At 59.2% G+C, this 1,047-nt stretch carries 2 protein-coding genes; both read right to left on the reverse strand.

The genetic code is table 11. From position 1 onward, the window contains the following. A partial coding sequence (locus tag MD273_RS18425; RefSeq protein WP_239039242.1) for a hypothetical protein occupies positions 1-374 on the reverse strand: 374 nt, incomplete at its 3' end. 60 nt (positions 375-434) lie between these two features. Next, positions 435-1,047 (reverse strand): phage tail tube protein (locus MD273_RS18430; protein ID WP_239039243.1); only part of this gene is annotated, 613 nt, incomplete at its 5' end.

Raw genomic sequence — 1,047 nt, forward strand, 5'->3', positions numbered from 1 at the left:
CAGTTTCCCAGGCGGGCCTCTTCGCCGGCGAGCGACTCCGAATAGGCACGCAGGAGAGCCTGGCGGAACCAGCTTTTGTTGATGGCACGCCGAAAGTTCTCGGCATTGAAGGTGAAGGCGTGACCGTCCTCGGTCTCGACATAGCGCCAGTCCCTGACAACATCGGTCAGTTGCCGGCGCTGCAGTTCGATCTGCTCGCGAGCCGTCGTTACGCCTTCGCTTTCCTCAAGACGCTTGATCGCCTCGTCCTGGGTTTCGGCCTGGAAGAGGACTTCCAGCTCATAGGTGACGAACTTGCCCGGATTGTCGGCGTCGGGCATCCGGACCTTGACCGGCCACCAGTAGCGATTGACGTCGGAGAGGATGAATTTCATGGTCGATTTCCTGCTTTCGAAAAGGCGTCAAAGGTTCGTTGAGGCGCTTGTGAAGGCGGCCTAGCTGATGGTGAGCTTGAACTCGTCGAGCCCATCCACCGGGCAAGCCGCGAGGGACAGCGAGTAATTGACAATGCCGTTGGTCTGGCCCTGCGTCGGCTTACCGATCTCGACAGCGGGTTCTTCGACCTCGACGATGTTGCCGGCAGTCTTGCCATGGACAAGCGAGAGTTCGCCGCGCGTGCGGTCCTGGGCAGCGACGAACCAGTTGACTTCGGCAAGGCTCTTCGCCTCGACAACGGCTGTACCGGTAGAAGAGCGGTCGGAAATCAGAACGAGTTCATCGCCGATCAGGAAACGCGGCGTGACGGTATTGCCGAGGTCGAGCGCAAGGCTTTCGGCGATCGCGTTCCAGCCATGGAGGGACATCGTCGTGTTGGCCTTGGAAACCGGCACTGGTTTCGGCCAGCCAACCTGAGTGACCGCCGGCATGACACCGAGATCCGATATGGTGCCGATAAGACCTGTCAGCGTGAATGTGTAGTGAGGAATTTGCGTCGGCGTAAAGTTCAGCGCGACATTGCCGCGCGCGCCGAGCAGAACATGCTGCACCTTGTCGCTGATAAAATAGATCGAAGCCGATTCCTCACCGTCCTCGATGCTCTCATATTCG

It is taken from the genome of Marinobacter sp. C7, from assembly GCF_022343555.1.
In the GTDB taxonomy this organism is placed as follows: domain Bacteria; phylum Pseudomonadota; class Gammaproteobacteria; order Pseudomonadales; family Oleiphilaceae; genus Marinobacter.